Source organism: Marinobacter flavimaris, from assembly GCF_002933295.1.
Taxonomy (GTDB): Bacteria; Pseudomonadota; Gammaproteobacteria; order Pseudomonadales; family Oleiphilaceae; genus Marinobacter; species Marinobacter flavimaris.
On sequence record NZ_PSSW01000002.1, the window covers coordinates 436,109 to 452,833 of the forward strand.

14 protein-coding genes are annotated in these 16,725 nt (G+C 56.7%); 9 read left to right on the top strand and 5 right to left on the bottom strand.

What is annotated here, in order from left to right:
• Both MDHKLMBL_RS05615 and MDHKLMBL_RS05620 read right to left on the bottom strand, forming a co-directional pair.
• Positions 1–2,865 (bottom strand): MECDP-synthase, encoded by a 2,865-nt coding sequence (locus tag MDHKLMBL_RS05615; RefSeq protein WP_104270307.1) that lies wholly within the window; start codon positions 2,863–2,865, stop codon positions 1–3.
• A 306-nt stretch (positions 2,866–3,171) separates the two neighbouring features.
• The gene (locus MDHKLMBL_RS05620) at positions 3,172–3,945 is read right to left on the bottom strand and encodes an enoyl-CoA hydratase (protein ID WP_104270308.1); all 774 of its coding nucleotides are present in this window, start codon (positions 3,943–3,945) and stop codon (positions 3,172–3,174) included.
• Between the two features lie 183 nt (positions 3,946–4,128).
• Here MDHKLMBL_RS05620 and MDHKLMBL_RS05625 point away from each other — a divergent pair, with 183 nt between their 5' ends.
• On the top strand, positions 4,129–5,643 hold the full coding sequence (locus tag MDHKLMBL_RS05625; protein WP_014576609.1) for a fumarate hydratase: 1,515 nt from the start codon (positions 4,129–4,131) through the stop codon (positions 5,641–5,643).
• A gap of 79 nt (positions 5,644–5,722) precedes the next feature.
• Here the strand turns inward: MDHKLMBL_RS05625 and MDHKLMBL_RS05630 are convergent, their stop codons facing one another.
• Positions 5,723–7,177, bottom strand: coding sequence for a protein adenylyltransferase SelO (locus tag MDHKLMBL_RS05630; protein WP_104270309.1), 1,455 nt, complete (start codon positions 7,175–7,177; stop codon positions 5,723–5,725).
• Between the two features lie 75 nt (positions 7,178–7,252).
• On the opposite strand from MDHKLMBL_RS05630, the gene MDHKLMBL_RS05635 reads away from it, so the two are divergent.
• From MDHKLMBL_RS05635 to MDHKLMBL_RS05655, 5 genes are all read left to right on the top strand, one after another.
• On the top strand, positions 7,253–8,191 hold the full coding sequence (locus MDHKLMBL_RS05635) for a hypothetical protein (protein ID WP_241956180.1): 939 nt from the start codon (positions 7,253–7,255) through the stop codon (positions 8,189–8,191).
• 12 nt (positions 8,192–8,203) lie between these two features.
• Positions 8,204–9,019, top strand: coding sequence for an HAD-IIB family hydrolase (locus MDHKLMBL_RS05640; protein WP_104270311.1), 816 nt, complete (start codon positions 8,204–8,206; stop codon positions 9,017–9,019).
• Between the two features lie 36 nt (positions 9,020–9,055).
• The gene (locus MDHKLMBL_RS05645) at positions 9,056–10,279 is read left to right on the top strand and encodes a glycosyltransferase family protein (RefSeq protein WP_104270312.1); all 1,224 of its coding nucleotides are present in this window, start codon (positions 9,056–9,058) and stop codon (positions 10,277–10,279) included.
• A complete protein-coding gene (locus MDHKLMBL_RS05650; protein ID WP_014576614.1) occupies positions 10,276–12,015 on the top strand; it encodes a sugar phosphorylase in 1,740 nt (579 codons plus the stop codon). Before MDHKLMBL_RS05645 ends, MDHKLMBL_RS05650 begins: the two co-directional genes overlap by 4 nt.
• Positions 12,016–12,099: 84 nt before the next feature.
• Positions 12,100–13,065, top strand: coding sequence for an NAD(P)H-quinone oxidoreductase (locus MDHKLMBL_RS05655; RefSeq protein WP_404935313.1), 966 nt, complete (start codon positions 12,100–12,102; stop codon positions 13,063–13,065).
• A gap of 34 nt (positions 13,066–13,099) precedes the next feature.
• On the opposite strand, the gene MDHKLMBL_RS05660 is transcribed toward MDHKLMBL_RS05655, so the two are convergent.
• Positions 13,100–14,125, bottom strand: a complete 1,026-nt coding sequence (locus MDHKLMBL_RS05660) for an NADP-dependent oxidoreductase (RefSeq protein ID WP_104270313.1) — start codon at positions 14,123–14,125, stop codon at positions 13,100–13,102.
• Between the two features lie 169 nt (positions 14,126–14,294).
• On the opposite strand from MDHKLMBL_RS05660, the gene MDHKLMBL_RS05665 reads away from it, so the two are divergent.
• Complete coding sequence (locus tag MDHKLMBL_RS05665) at positions 14,295–14,708, top strand: TA system antitoxin ParD family protein (RefSeq protein WP_104270314.1); 414 nt, start codon at positions 14,295–14,297, stop codon at positions 14,706–14,708.
• Positions 14,686–15,270, top strand: coding sequence for an ATPase (locus MDHKLMBL_RS05670; RefSeq protein ID WP_014576618.1), 585 nt, complete (start codon positions 14,686–14,688; stop codon positions 15,268–15,270). The genes MDHKLMBL_RS05665 and MDHKLMBL_RS05670 overlap by 23 nt, the downstream gene beginning before the upstream one ends.
• A 7-nt stretch (positions 15,271–15,277) precedes the next feature.
• On the opposite strand, the gene MDHKLMBL_RS05675 is transcribed toward MDHKLMBL_RS05670, so the two are convergent.
• On the bottom strand, positions 15,278–16,174 hold the full coding sequence (locus MDHKLMBL_RS05675; protein ID WP_104270315.1) for a DUF1853 family protein: 897 nt from the start codon (positions 16,172–16,174) through the stop codon (positions 15,278–15,280).
• A gap of 64 nt (positions 16,175–16,238) precedes the next feature.
• On the opposite strand from MDHKLMBL_RS05675, the gene MDHKLMBL_RS05680 reads away from it, so the two are divergent.
• Positions 16,239–16,679, top strand: coding sequence for a VOC family protein (locus MDHKLMBL_RS05680; RefSeq protein WP_041645131.1), 441 nt, complete (start codon positions 16,239–16,241; stop codon positions 16,677–16,679).
• Positions 16,680–16,725 lie beyond the last annotated feature (46 nt).

Sequence of the window (16,725 nt, forward strand, 5' to 3'; positions counted from 1 at the left end):
TTACGGAGCAGCCTGTTCGTCCTGATCGAGTGCGTTCGCCAGAGTAGGACTGGTTCCGAGAGCATCAATGTTGCTCGGTGTTGCCGGCACGGACAGACCGCTTAAGGCCCGGGCGGTCTGGGTCACCATCACGCTGAAGGCGGCGCTGGTGTCTGCCGCACCTCCGCACGCTTCATTCGGAACGATTGGTGCGACAAAGGTTCCGTGATTGGCAGTTGTGCAAGGGTTGCTGCCATCGAAGAACACAGCCACTGGGGTGGGTGATCCTGAGGTGTCGCCCGCCTGCAGCAGGTTCAGGTCATTACCATCAGCGAGGTTGCTGCCTCCAGCGCCCAGATCAAGGAGTGCCATCAGAGGCTCAGTGCCTGTCAGCGGTGCAGAGAACGCCGGGCTGAGCGGATTGACGTTGGCTTCGTTGGGAACCGTGGTGTCGCCAACAACTTCTGTGACCAGAAGGTTGCTGGTAGAAGCACCAAGACCTTTCGCAAAGTTCACCGGATCGCCGGCATCTGAGATTGACTGGAAGACGTAGAAGAAGCTCTCGAAATCAGAGGTTCCCTGGGTGACACCGGCGTTAGCCAGCCCACCAAGAACTTGGCCGGAGAAGGCCGGAGAGTTCTCGATCAGGCGAGTAACTTGGCCGCTGGTGTTGTGCAACACGACCGAGTTAAGCGTCGGGAATGTGAAGTTCGAAAGAGGAACTCCGGCCTGCGCATACGTGCCGTTGAGAGTGGCGTTCAAGGTCGCGTCGTTTGCCAGAGAGGCAAAGACAGTTCCGGAGATGCCTCCAAGAGAGTGGCCAATAAAGTTCACCGGTACACCAGCCAGGTCGCCCGGTGCGAAGTCCTTATTGATATCAAAGGTCTGAATTGATGCCGCAACGTTAAGCAGATCGACAACGCCCTGACGCAGGTTGTCGCGACTGTTCATCATATTGAGCGGGTTGATAAACAGACTACCTGATGAGATATCGGCCAACGGCGCCTGAACCGGCTGTAGGGAGGCATTAGCGGTGTATCCGAAATGACGCTCACCAATGTAGTCAGCCGAAATCAGTGCGTTGAGCTGGGCAATGACTGCTGCTTGGTTTGGGTCATTGGGATCAAGAAGGTTGATAGCAGCTTCTACATCTGTGGTAAGTGCGTCCGCATCAAGAGCAGATAGTCCTGCTACAGTGCCCGTTGAAGCACCTGCGAGGCCGTGAAGTGGCTGGTCGATCGCCACGACAGTCTGACATGCGCTTTGTGCCAGAAGGATAGCGGGCAGCATGGAAACACTGCGATCTACCGTGATGCCGTGTTGGAAAATGGTTACTCCTTCGGGTTTCCCAGCTCCATTGGTTCCCGCGCATGCGGCCGGCTGAGCTGGGCTGCCATCGAGAACCGGGCTGAACACCACCACAGGGACAGTCGTGGTTGCATTCTGCTCTGGGAACGGGAAATACCCATTCACGTTCAGCGTGCCGTCAATGTCGCGAAGGAATGAGAAAACGGTCTGGCCGGGTGCCAGGTTCTCATTCAGATCCTCTTCCAGGCTTGTGCTTCCGCTCCAACTGCCAGTCACAATGCCAGCTCCGGTTTCACCCGGAAGTGACTGGAAGTACGGCAGAGCGATGGCACCTTCAGAAACCTGCACCTGCTGTGCAGCCTGCGCGATAGCATTGGTTGGGTCTGCTGCCAATGCCTGGATAGTAGCTAGATCAGTCGCCGGTTCAGCTGCGTTAAAGAAGGAGGGTCTGGGAACCGGCAAATGAAGCGTATCACCAATTTCTGCACCGATTGCTGCTTGCAGGTCACTTGGCTCTGTAAGAGGGCCGACAGTAGCTAGAGCGGTTATTGCTGCCAGCTCTTGGGCATCCAGGTCGCTTGGATCTATGTCGCCCGCTTGCAGGTCCGCAGCAAGCTGTGCAATTTCACCGAGTTTGGTGGTCAACTGAGAGAAATTGAGCGTCGGATAATTGTCTCTGACGGCTTTCAACTGAGCTGTAAAGCCGATTTTCTGACCCAACGCGTTTCCAAATGCGGCCGGCGCCATCATAGCGCGCAACACGTCGGTATCAGAATTGGTGGTAAAGGTATAGGCAAGTGCCGACTCTGGGGTGTCCTGAGGAATCGCCTGAGCGAGGAAACCGTTCGCCAGGGCGTCTGAGGCCTGCAGGATCGATTTCACGTTAGCTAGGGCTGGGTTGCCCAGTACACCATCGGCAAGATTTACGTCTTGAACAGACCGCTCAATTGGCTGTCCGTCAGCGCCAACGATGTTATTAGTTGCAATCACCAGATACTTCTGGCCCTCGGCGAGAGGCTCAAGAGGTACGATTCGAATTGCGTTATCGCTGCCGCCGTCAACGCTCACCACATCAGCGCGGAAGTTGGGAATTGCAGCAAGATCAAACGGGTTTGACTGGATAATGCCGGATGGATTGGTATTCGGCAGAGCCTCAGGAACGCCCTCTACGGCGTCTGCCACATTGACTGGCAGCAGGAATACTGTGGCGCCGGCCTGAACGGATACAGGATTCAGGGACCCGTCAAACTTCAGTGTGAACGCGCCGGAGGTAGAGAAGCCGGAAAGATCGTTTACCGCATCATCGGCCGGAGAAGTGCCGCCAGAGAGCCCTGTGAAGTCATAGTTGGCGCTCTGGGTGGCGCCCAACAACAGGATCAAGTCCGCATTGATCGGGAATTTCGGATCGGCCGCGATCGGGTTGGGATCATAGATGGGGCGCACGATTGATGTATCAATCGTTGTATCTTCAATCAGATAATCCGGATTAGCATTCGCCCCCGTCTCGCCGCTATCAAAGCAGCCTGTAAGTCCAACGGAAGACGCCACGGCAAGACTTATTAGAGTTTTCTTGAACATGGGTGGAACCTTTTCCTGTTGTTGTGTCGTTATGTTCGGCAGCTGACGGGGCCGGTCTGATCCGGTAAGCCCGTTGTCAGTGGCCTGTTCTGCTTAAACTGTTGTCTGAAATTGTAGCCAGCGCTGTAAGCCAATTTCTGTATCTCTGACTATAGCGACAGTATGGCAAGTGTTGATCAGCCAAAAGTGTGATTCTTCTGGATTGAATCCTCCCCGCACAGTTGGAGTTCGGCCTTTGAGAAAAATAGTTGCCGGATAACGGTTTGTCGAGGTCCGGCAACAGGGAAATTGAGGCGCAGTCGAGGTTTACTCGAAGCGCGAGAAATCCGGCGCACGTTTTTCCATGAAGGCCTGGAAGGCTTCGGCGGCTTCCGGGGATTTCAGACGCTCTGCAAACAGCTGTCCCTCTTCCAACATGGTTTCCCGGAGTGCTTCCAGGGTTGGCTTGTTAAGAAGCGCTTTGGTGGCTCGAATCGCCGCCGGGGCTTTTTCAGTGAGCCGCTGGCAGGCTTCAAAGGCATTGGCTTCGGTCTGCTCAGGTTCGCAAACCCGGTTGATCAGGCCAAGCCGAAGAGCTTCCTCTGCCGAGAAGGCACCACCAAGCATCAGCAGCTCCGCGGTGCGCACCCGGCCAATCCAGGAGGGAAGCAGCAGGCTGGAGCCACCTTCAGGGCAAAGGCCGAGGCTGGCAAAGGGCATCTGGAATGCCGTGTTGTTGCCGGCGAATACCAGATCGCAGTGCAGCAACATGGTGGTTCCAATGCCGACTGCCGCGCCATTGACCGACGCCACCACGGGTTTGGTTGCACTGGCCAGTAACAGAAGAAAGCGGCCTACGGGCGTTTGTTCGAAATCACCGGGCAAGCCGGCGGCAAACTCGCCCAGGTCGTTGCCTGCGGTGAAACACTCGCTGGTGCCGGTAAAGAGTACGCACCGGATTTTGGTATCATCCCTGGCTTGTTCCAGAGCATCGCCCATGGCGGTGTACATGGCGTGGGTGAGGGCGTTCTTGCGCTCTGGCCGGTTCAGTCGAACGATGAGAATCCGGGCTTTGATTTCGGTGAGGACGAGGTCAGTCACGGTGGCTCCTGCGGTGTTATTCTAGTTTGGTTAGGATGGTACCTTTTTCCTATACCGTTTTTCACGGCTTTTTATGACTGCTTCGCCATCTGTCGAATCACTCGCCAAAGCGATTTTCTGGTAAACTTTCGCATCCCGATTTTTGATGACACGACATAACGATATCAAGCTGATGAGGCGCCTATGACCACCGTAATCCGCCAGGACGATCTGATTGAAAGCGTAGCGGACGCGCTGCAGTTCATTTCCTACTACCATCCGAAAGATTTCATTGATGGTGTGTATGAGGCTTACCAAAAGGAAGAGTCCCAGGCGGCGAAGGACGCCATGGCCCAGATCCTGATCAACTCGCGCATGTGTGCGGAAGGTCATCGGCCCTTGTGTCAGGACACTGGTATTGTGACGGTATTCGTCAACATTGGTATGAACGTTCAGTGGGACTGCGAGCTACCCCTGGATGATGTGATCAACGAAGGGGTGCGTCGCGCCTACACCCATCCGGACAACGTGCTGCGCGCTTCTATTCTGGATGACCCGGACGGCAAGCGTAAGAACACCGGTGATAACACGCCGGCTATCATCCACTACAAGATGGTTCCGGGCGATACGGTTGAAGTGCACGTGGCTGCCAAAGGTGGTGGTTCAGAGGCCAAGTCCAAGTTCGCGATGCTGAATCCGTCCGATTCGGTTGTCGATTGGGTTCTTAAAATGGTCCCGCAGATGGGGGCTGGCTGGTGCCCGCCTGGCATGCTGGGTATTGGTATTGGCGGTACCGCCGAAAAGGCGATGGAAATGGCCAAGGAATCCCTGCTGGATCCGATCGATATCCACGACCTGAAAGCGCGCGGTGCGTCGAACAGAGCCGAGGAACTGCGTCTTGAGCTGTTCGACAAGGTGAATGATCTCGGTATCGGTGCCCAGGGGCTGGGTGGCCTGACCACCGTTCTGGACGTTAAGGTCAAGGATTACCCGACGCACGCTGCCAATAAGCCGGTGGCCATCATCCCGAACTGTGCTGCGACTCGCCACGCGCATTTCACCCTGGATGGTACCGGACCGTCCCTGCAGACGCCGCCGCGCCTGGAAGACTGGCCGGAAATCACCTGGGAAGTGGGCGACAACGTGCGTCGCGTGAACCTCGATACGGTGACCCCGGAAGACGTAAAGGATTGGCAGCCGGGCGAAACCGTCCTGCTCTCCGGCAAGATGCTGACTGGCCGGGATGCTGCCCACAAGAAGATGGTCGACATGATCGAGAAAGGCGAGGAACTGCCAGTCGATCTGAAGGGTCGCTTCATTTATTACGTGGGCCCTGTTGATCCGGTGCGCGAAGAGGTCGTTGGTCCTGCAGGCCCGACGACTGCGACCCGAATGGACAAGTTTACCCACACCATGCTCGAGAAGACCGGCCTTACCGGCATGATCGGTAAAGCAGAGCGCGGTCAGGTGGCCATCGACGCCATCAAGGAATTCGGTGCGGTCTACCTGATGGCCGTGGGCGGGTCCGCTTACCTGGTCTCCAAGGCCATCAAGAATGCGGAAGTGGTTGCCTTCCCGGAACTGGGAATGGAAGCCATTTACGAGTTCGAGGTCGAAGACATGCCGGTCACAGTCGCCGTTGATTCGCGCGGCTCGTCTGTGCACCAGACAGGCCCTGCGGAGTGGCACGAGAAGATCATTGCTGCCAAGGCGGTCTGATCTCGGTAGGTTGCCGAAAAAACAAAAGGGCCGGACGAGTATATCGTCCGGCCCTTTTTCGTTGGCTGGCGCAGCTACCTCAACTTGAACAGCTGATATTCAGGTGCTTGCCCCAATCCGGCGGCAATGCAGCATAAGCCTCACTTTCCGGTTGCTCGTCATAGGGGCGCTCGAGAACTTTCAATAGTGCTTTCACTTGCTCGTAATCCCCGTTTTGAGCTTCCTGGATGACCTGCTGGGCCAGGTAGTTCCTCAGCACATACTTTGGGTTTACGCGGCGCATGGCGTATTCCCGCTCATCATGAGCGCGGCTTTCGTTCAGGAGTCTCTCCTCATAACGCTCCAGCCACTGGTCTGCCACGCTGCGATCTACAAACAGATCCCGCACCGGCCCATGACCATGGCTGTGCAGATTCGAGAGCGCCCGGAAGAAGGCCGTGTAGTCGACATGGTGCTCGTGCATCATGCTGAAGGTATCCATGATCAGGCTCAGGTCCGCTTCATCCTCGATGATCAGGCCGAGCTTGTCTCGCATGTTCTGGAGGAAGCGTTCGTTGTAGGCCACTTCATAGCGGCGAAGCCCCCGGCGCACGTCGTCCTCCTCCATTACCGGGAGCAGGGCTGTGGCCAGGTAGCGGCAATTCTCGAACCCGACTTGTGGTTGACGGTTGTAGGCGTAGCGCCCGCCCTGGTCGGTATGGTTGCTTATATAGCCGGCATCGAAATCATCGAGGAATGCGAAAGGGCCATAATCAAAGGTGTCGCCGATGATGGACATGTTGTCGCTGTTCATCACGCCATGGCAGAAGCCGACTGCCTGCCAGTCCGCAATCGTTCTTGCCGTACGTTCCACCACTTCCTCGAACCAGCGGGCGTATCGATCATCATCCGGCAGGTTGATCAGATGAGGGAAGTGCAGCGAGATCACATGCTCAAGCAGAGTCTTTACGCTTTCAGGCCCTTCGTGGTGAGCGGCGAACTCGAAGTGTCCAAAGCGAATATGGCTTTGAGCCACGCGCACCAGTGCCGCCGCCGTCTCGATGGATTCCCTGCGCACCGGGTCTTTGGCGCTCACCATGAACAGTGCCCGGGTGGTAAGTATGCCAAGGCCATGCATGGCTTCGCTGCACAGGTATTCGCGAATGGTGGAGCGAAGCACGGCGCGGCCATCCCCGAAGCGGGAATAAGGAGTCATGCCGGCGCCTTTGAGGTGCCAGTCCCAGCGTCGTCCATCGGGGCCAACGGTTTCCCACAGTAGCAGTCCACGGCCGTCGCCCAGGTCGGGATTGTAGGCGCCGAACTGGTGGCCCGTGTATTTCATGGCCACAGGCTCCATGCCCTCGAGTAACTCTGATCCTGCACCCACGCCGGTCCACTCCGATTCGGAATCGGCGCGAAAGCCCATCTGTTCCGCGAGCTTGTGGTTGAAGCACACCATCTTTGCGTCTTTTAGTGGTGAGGGCTGAACCCGGGTATAAAAACTGTCCGGGAGCTCCAGGTAGCGATGCTCTATTCGAAAATCGTTGCCACTCATAAAACGCCTATACTCCCATTGGTATGAATTCTGCTGCCGTCTCTCTTAAGTCATCCATTGAACTGGAAACCCAACGTGTCTGATCGCTCGCTAGAACAAACCATCAGTGCCCTGATTCAGCAAGAAGGCCTGCCCGATGCCTACGCCGAAACGGTAGAAAAGACCATTCTGCCGCTCGCAGACCGAATCTGTGCGCTCCATGATACGGAAAAGCAACCCATTGTGGTTGGTATTCACGGAGCCCAGGGTACGGGTAAGTCTACGTTGACACTCTTTTTACGGGAAATTCTGCTGCGCCACCGCAACCGGTCTGCGGCCAATTTTTCCCTGGATGATATTTACCTTACCAGAGGTGAACGCCAGGACCTCGCCGAACGGGTGCACCCGTTGTTTATAACCCGTGGCGTGCCGGGAACACACGACGTTGCGCTCGGGCAACAGGTCTTGAACCGCTTGCGCAGTGCAGTGCCTGAAGATGCCACCCCGATTCCTGCATTCGACAAGTCGCGGGACGACCGGGTTCCCCGGGATCAGTGGCCTGTCTTCGGGGGAAGTGCGGAGGTCATTCTTCTTGAGGGGTGGTGCCTTGATGCGCGACCGGAGCAAGACAGTGCGCTTGCCCAGCCGATGAATCCTCTGGAGGAGAACGAGGACCCGGACGGAGTCTGGCGCAGCTATGTTAATGATCAGTTGAAAGGGGAATACCGGAAATTTTTTGATGAAATCGATTTTCTGATCATGTTGAAGGCTCCCTCCATGGCGTGTGTTCTTGAGTGGCGTCGACTCCAGGAACAAAAGCTGGCAAATAAAATCCGCAATGCACCAAAAAGTGGCGGGCCCCATGATGGTGCACAGGAGTTGCGCATTATGACCGACGAAGAAGTCGGCCGCTTCGTGATGCACTATGAACGGGTTACCCGTGCCTGCCTCGCAGAAATGCCTGGGCGAGCTGATGTTCTGATCAACGTGGCCGAGGACCATGCTCTCGGCTTTCCGCAGTTTCGCGAGGCCTAACGGAGACCGGCCATGGCCAGACCCCATTTGATCCTCTTCTCAGATCTCGACGGCACCCTGCTGGACCACGACGACTACCGCTGGCAGGCGGCGGGCCCCGCCCTGGCCAAGTTGAAGGCAGCCAATATTCCCCTGGTGCTTAACTCCAGCAAAACCATGCCGGAGATCCGGGCTTTGAGGGAAGAACTTGGAAATAACGATCCGTTTATTGTCGAAAACGGTGCAGCCGTGGTCATTCCGCCCCACGCCCTGGGCAATGCGGAAGAAGAAGTGGTGAATTTTGGTGCAACCCGGGAACGCGTCCTTGAGGTGCTGGCCGCGCAACGTAAGAAGGGCGCGCGATTCAGAGGCTTTGCCGACATGTCTACCGATGAACTGGCAGCGCAGACCGGCCTGGGTCCGGCAGCGGCCGGGCGGGCCAAAGAACGGCTGGGGACTGAGCCAATGATCTGGCAGGGCTCGGAGCAGGAGCTCGCGGAGTTTGAAGCGGCTCTGAGTGCCGAGGATCTCCGCCTGGTAGCAGGCGGACGTTTCCTCCATGCCATGGGTATATTTGATAAAGCCGATGGGGCCCGGTTCTTGCTAAACAAATACAAAGAGCAATACCGGGAGCAGTATGGCGATGGGCCAGTGTTGGCCATTGCCCTGGGTGATAGCCCCAACGATCAGCAGATGCTGGAATCGGCCGATATACCGGTGGTAATCCGGGGCGTAAAAAGCGAAGAGGTTCGGTTGCCTTCGGCAAAACACGCCATTCGCTCCCTCAAGCCCGGCCCCGAGGGCTGGAATGAGTGCGTGCTCAATCTCCTGTTTGAGTACGGGTACTGACCCGTTCGAGTGCGGGTATAAAAAAGGAGAGCCGCCATGGGCGACTTTTACCAGAATGGCATTATCACAACCCTTCATAATCTGGTTCGGCGTCCGGTAGAGGAACTCGAAGCGGAGCTGATGAGTTTTCGCAAGACCCGACCCATGTCCCTGGTGTTGCCCTCGCTGTACTCGGAGCTGGAAGGGCCGGCCCTGAAAAATATCGTGCATGAGCTGGGCAAGGTGCCTTATCTGGACCAGGTGGTCATTGGCCTGGACCGAGCCAACGAGGAACAATACCGCCACGCTCTGGAGTACTTCTCCGAACTACCACAGAACTTCAAGGTGCTCTGGAACGACGGGCCTCGACTCAGGAATATTGATCTGAAACTTCGGGAGCAGAACCTGGCACCAACGGAAATGGGTAAAGGGCGAAACGTCTGGTATTGCTTTGGCTATGTGTTGGCCTCGGGTGTCAGCAAATCCGTTGCCTTGCACGACTGCGACATCCTTACGTATTCCCGGGATCTTGTGGCCCGGCTGATCTACCCTGTGGCTAACCCCGGCTTCAACTACATGTTCTGCAAAGGCTACTACGCCCGTGTAGCGGACGGAACAATGAACGGAAGGGTCAGTCGCCTGTTGGTAACACCGTTGATCCGATCCCTGAAGAAGGTCTGCGGCCCCAACGATTTCCTGGATTACCTGGACAGTTACCGGTACCCACTGGCCGGGGAATTCTCGTTTCGCACGGATGTGATCAATGACCTGCGTATTCCCAGCGACTGGGGACTGGAGATCGGTGTGCTCTCGGAGATGAAGCGCAACTACGCCACCAACCGCCTGTGCCAGGTGGATATTGCCGATGTCTATGATCACAAGCATCAGGAGCTCTCACCGGAGGATGCCGGCAAGGGTCTGTCCAAAATGAGCATGGATATCGCCAAGGCTCTGTTCCGAAAATTGGCGACCAACGGTGAGATTTTCTCCAATGAGAAATTCCGGACTATCAAGGCCACGTACTTCCGTATTGCACTGGATTTTGTGGAGACCTATCAGAACGACGCCATTATCAACGGCCTGACGTTTGATCGACACAAGGAAGAGAAGGCGGTGGAGCTGTTCGCCCAGAACGTGATGCGGGCGGGCGCCTATTTCCTCGATAACCCGATGGACACACCTTTTATTCCCAGCTGGAACCGGGTCACAAGCGCGATTCCCGACATCAAGGAGCAGTTGCTGGAGGCCGTGGAGTTGGATAATGAGGAATTCCGGCCATGACCCAGGCTCTGAAAGCGAAGCTGGTTTCCATGCTGGATGTCGTCTATCCAGAGCTGGACTGTGACTTTCTGGCCGAACAGTTGCTGACCACTATGGGTCTGGAGCCCAACCAGGCCCCGCCGCCTGCGCACCAGAATAACTGGGATGAATCGGATGTGGTGCTGATTACCTATGCCGACACGGTTCAGCGGGCGGAAGAAAAACCACTGCAGACATTGCATCGGTTCCTCGCGGATTGCCTGTCAGATTCAATTTCTTCGGTGCACATTCTGCCGTTTTTCCCCTACAGCTCCGACGACGGTTTCTCGGTCATGGATTATCTGGCCGTCAACGAGTCCCACGGAAACTGGGAGGATATCGAGGGCATCGCCCGGGATTACAAGCTGATGGCGGACCTGGTGATCAACCATATGTCGGCCCGCAGCCGCTGGTTCGAGAATTTCCGCAAACGGGTAGACCCGGGCAAGGATTATTTCTTCGAGGGCAATCCAAGGGATGATCTGAGTGCCGTTGTGCGGCCCCGTACCTCGCCGCTCCTTAACCCGGTCCAGACCGACGATGGCGAGCGATATGTCTGGTGTACGTTCAGTGAGGATCAGGTTGACCTGAATTTTGCCAACCCGAAGGTGCTCATCGAGTTTGCTGCCATCATCCGGCGCTACCTGGAGCGTGGCATTATCATTTTCCGGCTCGATGCCGTCGCCTTCCTCTGGAAGGAACCGGGTACGCCCTGCATCCATCTGCAGCAAACCCATGAGCTGATCAAGATCCTGCGCCTGTTGATCGAGCACCACAGCCCGGATGCGGTGGTGATTACCGAGACCAACGTACCCAACCGCGAAAATCTCACCTATTTCGGCAACGCCAACGAAGCCCATGTAATCTATAACTTTTCCCTGCCGCCCCTGCTGATCAATACCCTGGTTACCGGTGACTGCAAGCACCTGAAAACCTGGCTGATGAGCATGCCGCCCGCGCAGATGGGCACCACCTATCTGAATTTTATTGCGTCCCACGATGGTGTGGGTATGCGGCCAACGGATGGTCTGCTCACGGAGGAAGAGAAGCAGCGGCTGATCAACACCATGGACTCGTTCGGCGGCAAGGTCTCGTACCGGCGCACGCCGGATGGCCGCGACCAGCCCTACGAAATCAACATCGCCCTGTACGATGCGCTGCAAGGCACGGCGGAGTCGGGCCGGGATCACTGGCAGTTGCAGCGCTTCGTCTGCGCCCACACCGTAATGCTGGCGCTGGAGGGGATTCCGGCCTTCTACATTCACAGTCTGCTGGCGACTGAGAACGATCTGGAGCGGGTGGAGCACACCGGTCGGCTTCGATCCATTAACCGCAGCCAGTGGCAACTGGATACTCTGGAGCAGAAGCTCGCAGATCCCCTGAGCCACCACAGCAAGGCGTTCCAGGAGCTGAAACGGCTGATTGCCATCCGGCGTAAACAGCCAGCGTTTCACCCGAACGCCACCCAGTTCACCCTGCATCTTGGCCTGCAGCTGTTTGGTTTCTGGCGCCAGAGTATGCGCCGGGATCAGTCCATCTTCTGCATTCACAACATCAGTAACGAGGTACAGCAGGTAGCGCTGAGCGACATCAATCTCATCGGCACCGATCATTGGCTGGATCTGATTTCCGGTATGACTATTGATGATCTGTCTGGCTCGATCACCCTGAAACCTTATCAGAGTGTGTGGCTGTCCAACCTGGAAGTTACCGGCTGATCCTGTCTTTGCGCCATTTGTGCAATGCTCGGAAAACTTGGGGTATCCTGTGCCCATATGAGCAAGGCCGAGACGTCATACATGATCAAAGCAATCAAGGTAACCGGGGGCAATCTAAGCTGGGAGCCCTGGGAAGGACCGGGTGAACCGCCCGCAGACCACGTCGAAATCGAGGTGGTCTGGACAGCCATCAATCGTGCGGATCTCATGCAGCGCGCTGGCGTCTATCCCCCGCCTCCGGGAGCATCCGATATTCTCGGGCTGGAGGTCAGTGGTCGCATCGCTTCGGTCGGATCCGGCGTTACCCACCTCAAATCCGGTGATGAAGTCTGCGCCCTGCTGACCGGCGGCGGTTATGCGACTCGTGTGGTGGTACCCGCGGTGCAGGTTTTGCCCGTTCCCAAAGGGGTTTCGCTGGAGACAGCTGCGGCCATTCCCGAGGTTTTTGCTACCGCCTGGTTGAATCTGTATCACGAAGCAGCCTTGAAACCGGGCGAGCGTGTGCTCCTGCATGCGGGTGCCAGCGGCCTTGGAACTGCGGTAATTCAGCTCGCAACGGCCTTTGGCAATCCGGTCTTTGCGACCGCCGGTGATAAGGCCAAACTGGAGGTTTGTCGCAATCTGGGAGCCAGTGGCGTTTGGAACCGGAACGAAGGCTCCTTCGTTGATGCTGTTACAGCGTGGGGTGGCGTGGATATGGTTCTGGATCCGGTCGGTGGCAATTATATTGCCGAAGATCAGCGGGTTCTGAACGTCGATGGCCGCATTGTGCTCATCGGACTCATGGGTGGCCGTATGGCCGAAGTGGATCTGGGCATCATGCTGATCAAACGCCAGCGCCTGATCGGTTCCACCCTCCGTTCACGCACGGTCGAGGATAAGGGGGAGGTGATGCAGGCGCTCTACCGGCACGTCTGGCCACTGCTCGCAGCCGGCCAGATTGAACCTCTGATCGATAGCACCTGGCCGATAGAAGAGGTGGAAGAGGCGATGGCCTATGTGGCTGAGAACAGGAACACCGGCAAGGTGCTCCTGAAAATCTCGGACTGAATCACACAGACCACACGCGTCTCAGGTATTGCAGTCAGTCTGCAATGTGAACCAGCTGTTTACCGAAGTTCTGGCCTTTGAGCATGCCCTTAAAGGCATCAACGGCGTTGTCCAGCCCTTCGGCAACGGTTTCGCGGTATTTCAGTTCTCCGGAAGCAACCCGTGAGGCCAGGATGTCCGTGATTTCCTGATGCTGGTCCTGCCATTCGGTCACGAGGAAAAAACGATGCTCCGGCGCCGGATCAAGCGCCCCGAGCACGTGGAAGGGAGTTTCCACGCTGGCCATATCTTTTGCATTGTAGGCAGAGACAAAACCGCAGATGGGCACCCGGGCCCCCTCATTCAACAATGGGGCAACGGCGCGCGTAACGGCTCCACCCACGTTTTCAAAGTAGATGTCGATGCCGTCGGGGCAGGCCGCTTTGAGATCCGCTTCCAGGTTCCCCGCCTTGTAGTCGACGCAGGCGTCGAAGCCCAGCTCATTGACCACGAAATCGCACTTCTCAGGCCCACCGGCAACGCCAACCACCCGGCAACCCTCTGTTTTTGCGGTTTGGCCAACCACAGTGCCGACAGGGCCGGAGGCTGCCGAGACAACCACGGTTTCGCCGGCTTTCGGTTTGCCGACGTACATAAGGCCGCAATAACCGGTGCGCCCTGGCATGCCTGCAACGCCAAGGTAGGTTTGAAGGGGCACATTGTCTCGTTGCTGAATTTTGTAGACCATCGGCGCGTCCGCCGGGAAGGTGACGTATTCCTGCCAGCCGGAGTAGCAGGTAACCAGGTCGCCGACTTTCAGGTCGTCCGAGCGGGACTCAACAACACGTGCAACACTCTCGCCGACGATAGGCTCATCGATGCCAATGGGGTCCATGTAACCCTTGGCATCGTTCATGCGTGGACGCATGTAGGGGTCCAGTGAAAGCCAGAGCACTTGAGCAACAACTTCTCCCTCGTTAGGGGAACGGACAGGACGCTCTTCCAAAACGAGATCGCCTTGTTGGATTTCGCCCTGTGGGCGTTGTTTGAGCACGACGGCTCGGTTCTTGTATTCGCTCACTTGTTCTCTCCGGTTGCATAATGAAACCAGATTAGGGTGCAGCAGAATGATGGGCGGGTCAACTGTTTAGCCTGCGTCTGGTTGTTTGCAACGTTTTGACCCAGTTGTAGCGAAACGCAACAAGTGCCATAATTTTCAGTGTGACTAGATATCTTCCCTGGAGGTAACCATGACTACCGCCGTCCGTCTCGACGATTCACTCGTTCGTCACGCCGCCGCCGAGGGCGCGGTTAATCGGCGCTCGACACCCAAGCAGATTGAGTATTGGGCCGAAATCGGGCGTGCTGTTGCCGGCGATGTGAGTGCCGAAGATCTGATTGCCATTGTGCAGGGTATACGCCAGGTTCGGGTTGAGCCGGTGGTGGCTGACTCTGTGTCCAGCGATGAGCTCTGGGCCGAGGTGGATCAGTCCAGGGAAAGCGGTGACCTGGGCCGCTCTATCGGCCGGGGGCGAACGGTTTACCAGGCCGCTGGCGAGAAACCCGGCTACCTGGAAGCGATCTATCCGGATGGTAGCCGAGAAGTCGGCCAGTTTCGCAACGGGCGTTTCGAGGCACTGAGTGACCGTGACAACGCAGCCTGAACTCTGGCTGTTAGTTGGCGGCAATGGAGCAGGGAAAACAACGTTCTATGAGCGGTTCCTGGCTCGTCGCAAAATCCCGCTGGTGAATGCCGATAACATCGCCAAAAGTGTCTGGCCGGATGCTCCTGAAAAGCACAGTTACGAAGCGGCGCTTGTTGCCGAAAGGGAGCGGTTCCGACTGCTTGAGGAGCGTCAGACTTTCTGTTTTGAAACGGTCTTTTCCCATCCTTCCAAGGTGGATTTTGTTGGGGCTGCAAAGGCGGCAGGGTTCCGGATTCGGCTGTTCTATTTTCACCTGGAGTTTGCAGAACTCAACAAGGCGCGGGTTGCCTCGCGGGTCAAGTCCGGCGGCCATAGCGTCCCCGATGCCAAGATCCAGTCCCGGATTCCGCGAACTCTTGAGAATCTCCGTCAGTGCGTTGGTCTTGTCGACGAATTGCATCTTGTGGATAACTCCAGCCTCGATCACCCCTATGTGCGTGTTGCGGTTTGGGAAGAGGGGCGTTGGCGCTCTTTACAGGAAAGACTGCCCGACTGGGCAACAGACTTGATCGATGCCTGATTATTGATTACGGCCAGCTATCCGGCACAACAAATATCCGATCGGTCTCTTGCCATATCCCGCTGCTGTCGTTTTTTTCGAGTTTAGCGAATAGCAGGGGAATGTTGTGCCGCTCAATGGTGTTCAGCGCGGTTGTCATGGCATCCGCTGCGGGTGGCTCGCTCTGGCGCCACGGCCCGATCCAGTGGGGTTTGTTCAACACCACCCAGCCGTGGATGTCCGGCGACTCGATTTGTGAGAGGTAGCACCAGTGTCCGCGGAGGTGATTGGCAGGCACTGACTCGGGCGCTATTACCCGCGTCTCTCTCGGGTAAAACAGATAGCCCGGCATGAAAATGCGGGACTTCACGGGTTCGTTGATTCCAGCTTCTGCGAGCAGTTCCCTTGCTTCGGGCAATCTGGTTCGCTGGCTTTGCAGATTCAGCATGCGGTCTGCTTTGAGGTCCAGCCGATCTTTTGCGTTAGGGCCGTACCAGAGTGTTCTTCCGGCTTGCTCCGGAACCCCCAGATAATATTTGATGGCAATTTCATGGTGTTCGATGCGATCTTCCAAACGATTGTGCACCACGAAATCCAGCTCGCCGATGGTTCGACCGTTGGACTGGATTTGCCGGTTCTGGAGCAGAATGTCCCAGCCCAGAAGATCTTCAAGTAACACCCGGTAAAGCTGTTCAAAGTAAAATCCGAGCCGCTTTGGCGGCGTCTCGCTCAGCAGCGGAGGTGCCTTTTCCGGGTTGCGATCCCACGCCCGGAGTCGCTCATCAAGATTTTTGCTGAGCGAACGGCTTGGCTCAAATGTCAGTGGGGACTGCAGCAACTGGGGCGCCCGGCATAGCCACGCAAGGTGCCTGACGGCCGGGGTGGTCAGCTCTGAAGTCGCGTAGTGGGCTGTTTTTGCATCCATATGGCCAGAATACCGTAAACTGTCCCCAAGGCACGATGATCCATGCAGTTCTGAAGGAGGCTTCATGCAATATCTTCACACGATGATCCGGGTAAGCAACCTGGACGAGACCCTCCATTTCTTTTGCGACCTACTGGGAATGGTCGAGATCAGTCGCAAAAGCAGCGACAAAGGTCGATTCACCCTGGTGTTTCTGGCTGCACCCGACGACGAGGCGCGGGCCCGTGAAGACAGGGCGCCGATGATCGAGCTCACCTACAACTGGGACCCTGAGGAATATACGGGCGGTCGGAATTTTGGCCATCTCGCCTACCGCGTCGATGACATTTATGCACTGTGTGAGCACCTCAAAGCCAATGGTGTAACGATTAATCGTCCGCCCCGTGATGGACATATGGCTTTTATCCGCACCCCGGATAATATTTCTATCGAGCTGCTGCAGAAAGGTGATGCGCTGCCACCGAAAGAGCCCTGGGCCAGCATGGAAAACACCGGAACCTGGTAAGTGTTTGGGCGGGCCGCTGCGAAGCTTCGGAAATGCTACAATGGCC

Excerpts from the sequence above, each read along its gene's own strand:
- MDHKLMBL_RS05615 (WP_104270307.1), bottom strand. The coding sequence starts at position 2,865 with ATGTTCAAGAAAACTCTAATAAGTCTTGCCGTGGCGTCTTCCGTTGGA.
- MDHKLMBL_RS05625 (WP_014576609.1), top strand. The coding sequence starts at position 4,129 with ATGACCACCGTAATCCGCCAGGACGATCTGATTGAAAGCGTAGCGGAC.
- MDHKLMBL_RS05630 (WP_104270309.1), bottom strand. The coding sequence starts at position 7,177 with ATGAGTGGCAACGATTTTCGAATAGAGCATCGCTACCTGGAGCTCCCG.
- MDHKLMBL_RS05640 (WP_104270311.1), top strand. The coding sequence starts at position 8,204 with ATGGCCAGACCCCATTTGATCCTCTTCTCAGATCTCGACGGCACCCTG.
- MDHKLMBL_RS05645 (WP_104270312.1), top strand. The coding sequence starts at position 9,056 with ATGGGCGACTTTTACCAGAATGGCATTATCACAACCCTTCATAATCTG.
- MDHKLMBL_RS05650 (WP_014576614.1), top strand. The coding sequence starts at position 10,276 with ATGACCCAGGCTCTGAAAGCGAAGCTGGTTTCCATGCTGGATGTCGTC.
- MDHKLMBL_RS05665 (WP_104270314.1), top strand. The coding sequence starts at position 14,295 with ATGACTACCGCCGTCCGTCTCGACGATTCACTCGTTCGTCACGCCGCC.
- MDHKLMBL_RS05675 (WP_104270315.1), bottom strand. The coding sequence starts at position 16,174 with ATGGATGCAAAAACAGCCCACTACGCGACTTCAGAGCTGACCACCCCG.
- MDHKLMBL_RS05680 (WP_041645131.1), top strand. The coding sequence starts at position 16,239 with ATGCAATATCTTCACACGATGATCCGGGTAAGCAACCTGGACGAGACC.